The organism is Pseudomonas sp. MD195_PC81_125, from assembly GCF_014060985.1.
GTDB classification, from domain to species: domain Bacteria; phylum Pseudomonadota; class Gammaproteobacteria; order Pseudomonadales; family Pseudomonadaceae; genus Aquipseudomonas; species Aquipseudomonas parakoreensis.
In genome coordinates this window covers 1-5,962 of record NZ_JABULD010000331.1, presented here as the reverse complement: position 1 = coordinate 5,962, position 5,962 = coordinate 1, and the positions used below count along the sequence as shown (strand labels likewise).

Below are 5,962 nucleotides of genomic sequence, written 5' to 3'. Positions count from 1 at the left end.
TCGCAGCCTTTCGGCAGCTCCTACAGAGGCATTCCAATGTAGGAGCTGCCGAAGGCTGCGATCTTTTGACCTTCAACCAAAATCCCCGAATACCACTATCAGCCGTTTTTGCCCTACTGCCACATGACGGACGCATTACAACTCTAGGATTGGCCCCATCTGCTTGATGAGGTCTGTCCATGAATCCTGCCATCGCAACTGCCCTGACCAACCCCGGTGCGCCGATGAAAGTGCGCGGCGTGCAGAAGCGCTTCGGCGCCTTCACCGCACTGGATAACGTCTCCCTCGATGTCGCCGCCGGTGAGCTGGTGTGCCTGCTCGGCCCGTCAGGCTGCGGCAAGACCACGCTGCTGCGCTGCATCGCCGGGCTGGAGAAGCAGGACAGCGGCGAGTTGTACCTCGGTGACCGCGATGTTTCGCAGCTCGCGCCGCAAGCCCGGGATTACGGGATCCTGTTCCAGTCCTACGCGCTGTTCCCCAATCTGACTGTCGAAGCGAACATTGCCTACGGCCTCGCCGGCAGTGGTCGTGACGAAGTACGCCGTCGCGTCGGGCAGATGCTGGAACTGGTCGGTCTCACCGGCAGTGAGAAAAAGTACCCAGGCCAGTTGTCCGGCGGCCAGCAACAACGTGTCGCCCTGGCTCGTGCCCTGGCCCCGGCACCGTCGCTGTTATTGCTCGATGAGCCGATGTCGGCGCTGGACGCCCGGGTGCGCGAGCATCTGTGCACCGAACTGCGCCAGCTGCAGCGCAACCTCGGCATCACCACCCTGATGGTCACCCATAATCAGGACGAAGCCATGCTGATGGCCGACCGCATCGCCGTGATGCACAACGGTCGGGTCGAGCAGTACGCCACTCCGCAGGACATCTACAACCACCCGGCCACGCCATTCGTGGCCGAGTTTGTCGGGCAGGGCAACTGGCTGCCGTTCCAGCGCAGCAGCGCCAGTCACGCCCGGGTTGGCGGGATGGATGTGCGTCTGGCGGATGGCAGCGTGAGCGGCGCTTCGGGCCGGTTGTTCTGCCGCCCGGAAGCGATCAGCGTCAATCCGTTGGTGCACGAAGAAAACCTGTTCCCGGCCAAGGTTCGCGAGATCACGTTCCTCGGCAACCGCTGCCGCATGAGCTTCGAACTCGATCAGTTGCCGGGCCATTCGCTGCTCGCCGAACTGGCGCCGGAAGCCATGCCGCGCCTCGGCGCCCAGCAGATCATGGTCGCCTTGCCACCGCGCAGCCTGCAGGTGTTTGCCTGATGAGCGCGAACATTGCACTGCCGCTACCGCACAAGCAGGCGCGGCGAGTGTCCGGGGCCGAGGTCGGTGACCGGATCTTCGTCCTCGGCGGCAAACTCGTGCTGTTGTTGCTGCTTGGTGTCGCGGTGTTGCTGCCGTTGCTGGCGATCTTCTGGCGCGGCTTCAGCAGCGAGGCCGGGCAGGGCGGTGGCTGGCTCGCTGCGAAGGAACTGGTGAGCAGCGAGAATTTCCACTGGCTGCTCGGCAATAGCCTGAAGGTTTCCCTCAGCGTCGCGGCCATCGTCGTCCCGCTGGCCTACCTGTTTGCCTACGCTCTGCAGCGCACGCTGATGCCGGTCAAGGGCCTCTGGCGCGGGATTTCCCTGCTGCCATTGATGGCGCCGTCGATGCTGCCGGGGATCGCGCTGGTTTATCTGTTCGGCAACCAAGGCATGCTGCGTGGACTGCTCTCGGACAACATCTACGGGTTCTGGGGGATTGTGTTGGGCGAGGTGATCTACACCTTTCCCCATGCGTTGATGATTCTGCTGTCGGCGCTGTCGCTGGCCGATGCACGGCTGTTTGATGCGGCGTCGAGCATGGGTGCCAGTCCGGCGAAAGCCTTTCGCAGCATCACCTGGCCGGCGACCCGGCAAGCGGTATTTGCCGCGTTCTGTCTGGTGTTCACCCTGACCATCACCGATTTCGGCGTGCCGGTGGTGGTCGGTGGCGACTATCAAGTGCTGGCACTGGAGGCCTACAAAGCCGTGGTCGGCCAGCAGCAATTCGGCCGCGGCGCGTTGATCGGCATGGTGCTGTTGCTGCCGGCGCTGTTCAGCTTCGGCGTCGATGCCTGGCTGCGTCGGCGTCACGGCGATTCCATGAGTGGCCGTGCGCAAGTATTCAAACCAGCGCCGTCGAAAATGCGTGATGCCTGCTATCTGGCGATTGTTGTGTTGATCAGCGCGGCGTTGCTGCTGGTGTTCGGCATGGCGGTGTTTTCGTCGCTGGTGAAGTTCTGGCCTTACAACCTGTCGCTGTCGCTCAATCACTACCAGTTCAACGAAACCGCTGGCGGCGGCTGGCTGGCCTACGGCAACAGTCTGAAGATGGCGCTGGGCACGGCGCTGATTGGCAGCGTGCTGATCTTCACCGGCGCTTACCTGATGGAGAAAACCCGCAGCCAGCGCGGCCTCAATTTGGCGCTGCGCATGCTCAGTTTCATCCCGATGGCCGTGCCGGGGCTGGTACTCGGTCTGGGTTATGTCTTCTTCTTCAACCTCAGCGGCAACCCGCTGCACGTGCTGTACGGCACGATGACCCTGCTGATTGTCTGCACCATTGCTCACTATTTGACCACCGCACAAATGACCGCGACCACCGCACTGCGCCAGCTCGACGCGGAATTCGAAGCCGCTGCGCTGTCGCTCAAGGCCCCGCTGTACCGCCACTACCTGCGCGTCACCGTGCCGATCTGTTTGCCGGCGCTGCTGGACATCGTGCGCTACCTGTTTGTCTCGGCGATGACCACGGTGTCGGCGGCGATCTTCCTCTACAGCCCCGACACCATCCTCGCGGCGGTGGCGGTGCTGAACATGGATGACGCCGGCAATGTCGGCGGCGCGGCAGCGATGTCGACCCTGATTCTGTTCACCTCGGCAGGCGTGTCCTTGCTGCTGGCGTGGGCTTCGCGCGGCTTGCTGCGCCGTTCCCAGGCCTGGCGGCAAACCGCGCCCGGTCACTGATTTTCCCAACCTCAACTCAAGACAGGAAAACGATCATGTTCAAGCCTATGGCCCTGGCCGCTGCTGTGCTCGCTACTTTCAGCCTGAATGCCTTCGCGGCAAAAACCGAGTTGACGGTGTACACCGCCCTCGAAGCCGAGCAACTGACCGCTTACAAGGCTGCGTTCGAGAAGGCCAACCCGGACGTCGAAATCAAGTGGGTGCGTGATTCCACCGGAATCATCACCGCCAAACTGCTGGCCGAGAAGGCCCGTCCGCAGGCCGACGCGGTGTGGGGCCTGGCCGCGTCGAGCCTGGCGATCCTTGACCAGCAAGGCATGCTGCAAAGCTATGCGCCGAAGGATCTGGGCAAGATCGGCGCGAACTACCGCGACGCCGCCAACCCGCCCGCCTGGGTCGGCATGGACGTGTGGGCCGCGACCATCTGCTTCAACACCGTCGAAGCCGAAAAGCAGGGCCTGAGCAAACCGGTGAGCTGGCAAGACCTGACCAAGCCTGAGTACAAGGGCAAGATCGTCATGCCGAACCCGGCGTCGTCCGGCACCGGTTTCCTCGACGTCAGCGCCTGGCTGCAAACCTTTGGCGAGAAGCAGGGCTGGGCCTACATGGACGGTTTGCACCAGAACATCGGCCAGTACGTTCACTCCGGTTCCAAGCCTTGCAAACTGGCCGCTGCGGGCGAATTTCCGATCGGCATTTCCTTCGAATACCCGGCGGTACAGCTGAAACGCCAAGGCGCGCCGCTGGACATCATCCTGCCGAAGGAAGGCCTGGGCTGGGAGATCGAAGCGACTGCGGTGATCAAAGGCACGCCGCATGAAGACGCGGCGAAAAAACTCGCGGACTTCTCCGCCAGCGCCGAGGCGATGGATCTGTACAAGGAGAACTTCGCGGTTCTTGCGCAGCCGGGCATCGCCAAGCCGCAGACCGAACTGCCGGCCGACTACGAGCAGCGCCTGATCAAGAACGACTTCGCCTGGGCTTCGAAGAATCGCGACGAGATCCTGACCGAATGGCGCAAGCGCTATGACGGCAAGTCCGAGAAAGTCGCTGCCAAGTAAGATTTTTATCGACTGACAGGGCCTCATCGCTGGCAAGCCAGCTCCCACAGGGTTTTGCGCTGAACACGAATTTTGTGAACACCTCGATACCTGTGGGAGCTGGCTTGCCAGCGATGACGGTCTCTCATTCAGAGCACCTCTAAATGACCCAACACCAAGACCTGCTCATCGTCGGCGCCGGCATCCTCGGCCTGTCCCACGCCTACGCCGCCGCCAAACGCGGCCTCAAGGTCAGCGTTTTCGAACGCACCGCCACACCCCTCGGCGCCTCGGTGCGCAACTTCGGTCAGGCGCTGGTCACCGGGCAGCCACCGGGGCCGATGCTCGAACTGGCCAAGGCCAGCCGCGAGATCTGGGGCGACTGGGCGCAACTCGCCGGTCTGCAGCTCAAGCGCCACGGCTCGTACCTGTTCGCCCGCAGCGAAGCCGAAGAGCACTTGCTCGAAGCTTTCTGCAACGGCCGCGCCGTGGAGCACGGTTACAACGTGGCCTTGCTGCGTGGCGCTGCCCTGCGTGATCTGTACCACGGTCAGTTCAGCCACCACCGGGCGGCGCTGCACGGCATGGACGATCAACAGCTGTACTCGCGGGAAGCGATTCCGGCGTTGATCGACTACCTGCGCCGCGACCTCGGCGTCGAGTTTCACTTCTCGACGCTGGTGCGCGACGTGGAACCCGGGCACCTGTACAGCACCGCCGGTAGCTTCACGGCGAAGCAGGTCATTGTCTGCTCCGGCCACGATTATCAGACCCTGCTGGCCGAGCCGATCGCCGCGCTCGATCCGCAGATCTGCCGCCTGCAAATGCTCCGTGCCAAACCGCAGGTCGAGCTGAATCTGCAACACGCCTTGCTCACCGGTCTGAGCTGCGTGCACTACGGCGCTTTCGCTGACCTGCCGCAAGCGGCGGCGGTGCAGGCGCAGATCCTGCGCGAACAACCGCACCTGCACGACAACGGCATTCACCTGCTGATCAGCCCGACGCCGTATGGCGAGCTGATCATCGGCGACTCCCACCATTACGGCAGCGATCCGTCGCCGTTCAATGCCGAGCAAGTGGACAACTGGATGCTCGAGCTGGCCGAACAGACGCTGGGCTGCAAGGTGCAAGTGCTCGAGCGCTGGCAGGGCGTCTACGGTGCGCGTGGGCCGGGGCCGTTTTCGTTGCTGCGCCCGGCACCGGGGCTGAGTGTGGCGCTGATGCACACCGGCGTGGGCATGAGCGTCGGCCCGGCATTGGCCGAGCGCAACGTCGCGCAGTGGCTGGAGGAAATCTGATGGATCACCCACAAATCGTCGCTCGGGTATTCGGGTTGTACGAGCGCTTCGGCACCAGCGATTACATCGGCGAGCCAGTGTCGCAGATCGAGCACATGTCTCAGGCCGCGCAGTTGGCGATGGCTGAAGGGTTTGATGATGAAGTGGTGCTGGCGGCGTTCTTCCATGACATCGGCCATTTGTGTGCCGAGGGCGCCGAGAACATGGGCGGGTATGGCGTGGTCAGCCATGAGCGCCTGGGTGCGGATTATTTGCGTGAGGCGGGTTTCAGTGAGCGTATGGCGCGGCTGGTGGAATATCACGTTGAGGCCAAGCGTTACCTGACCTTGCGCGAGCCTGGGTATTTCGAGCGCTTGAGTGAAGCGAGTCGCCGGACCCTGGAGTACCAGGGCGGGGTGATGAGCGAGGAGGAGGCGGATGCGTTTGAGCGTGATCCGTTGTGTGCCGTGAGTTTGCGCATGCGCCAGTGGGATGAGCAGGCCAAGGAGATGGATGTACCGGTGATTGACCTTCAGGTGTTGAAGGGGAAAGCGGTGCGTCTTTTGTCTTCTTAGGTCTTGGAACCGAGTGGCTGCCATCGCTGGCAAGCCAGCTCCCACAGGTATCTTGGTTGATCACAAAATGGGTTTTCACCGAGAACCCTG

General features: G+C 62.7%; 5 protein-coding genes. All 5 read left to right on the top strand.

The window, feature by feature from the left end; genetic code table 11:
- The first annotated feature begins 179 nt into the window (after window positions 1–179).
- The gene (locus tag HT737_RS13780) at window positions 180–1,256 is read left to right on the top strand and encodes a putative 2-aminoethylphosphonate ABC transporter ATP-binding protein (protein ID WP_182402902.1); all 1,077 of its coding nucleotides are present in this window, start codon (window positions 180–182) and stop codon (window positions 1,254–1,256) included.
- Window positions 1,256–2,980: a putative 2-aminoethylphosphonate ABC transporter permease subunit gene (locus HT737_RS13775; protein WP_182402900.1), complete on the top strand. Its 1,725-nt coding sequence runs from the start codon at window positions 1,256–1,258 to the stop codon at window positions 2,978–2,980. The genes HT737_RS13780 and HT737_RS13775 overlap by 1 nt, the downstream gene beginning before the upstream one ends.
- Before the next feature lie 35 nt (window positions 2,981–3,015).
- Window positions 3,016–4,041 carry a putative 2-aminoethylphosphonate ABC transporter substrate-binding protein gene (locus HT737_RS13770; protein WP_041063660.1) on the top strand — a complete coding sequence of 342 codons (1,026 nt, stop codon included), beginning with the start codon at window positions 3,016–3,018 and terminating at the stop codon, window positions 4,039–4,041.
- Between the two features lie 143 nt (window positions 4,042–4,184).
- Window positions 4,185–5,318: a TIGR03364 family FAD-dependent oxidoreductase gene (locus HT737_RS13765; RefSeq protein WP_182402898.1), complete on the top strand. Its 1,134-nt coding sequence runs from the start codon at window positions 4,185–4,187 to the stop codon at window positions 5,316–5,318.
- A complete protein-coding gene (locus HT737_RS13760; RefSeq protein WP_047297172.1) occupies window positions 5,318–5,872 on the top strand; it encodes a phosphonate degradation HD-domain oxygenase in 555 nt (184 codons plus the stop codon). Before HT737_RS13765 ends, HT737_RS13760 begins: the two co-directional genes overlap by 1 nt.
- The last annotated feature ends 90 nt before the right edge of the window (window positions 5,873–5,962 follow it).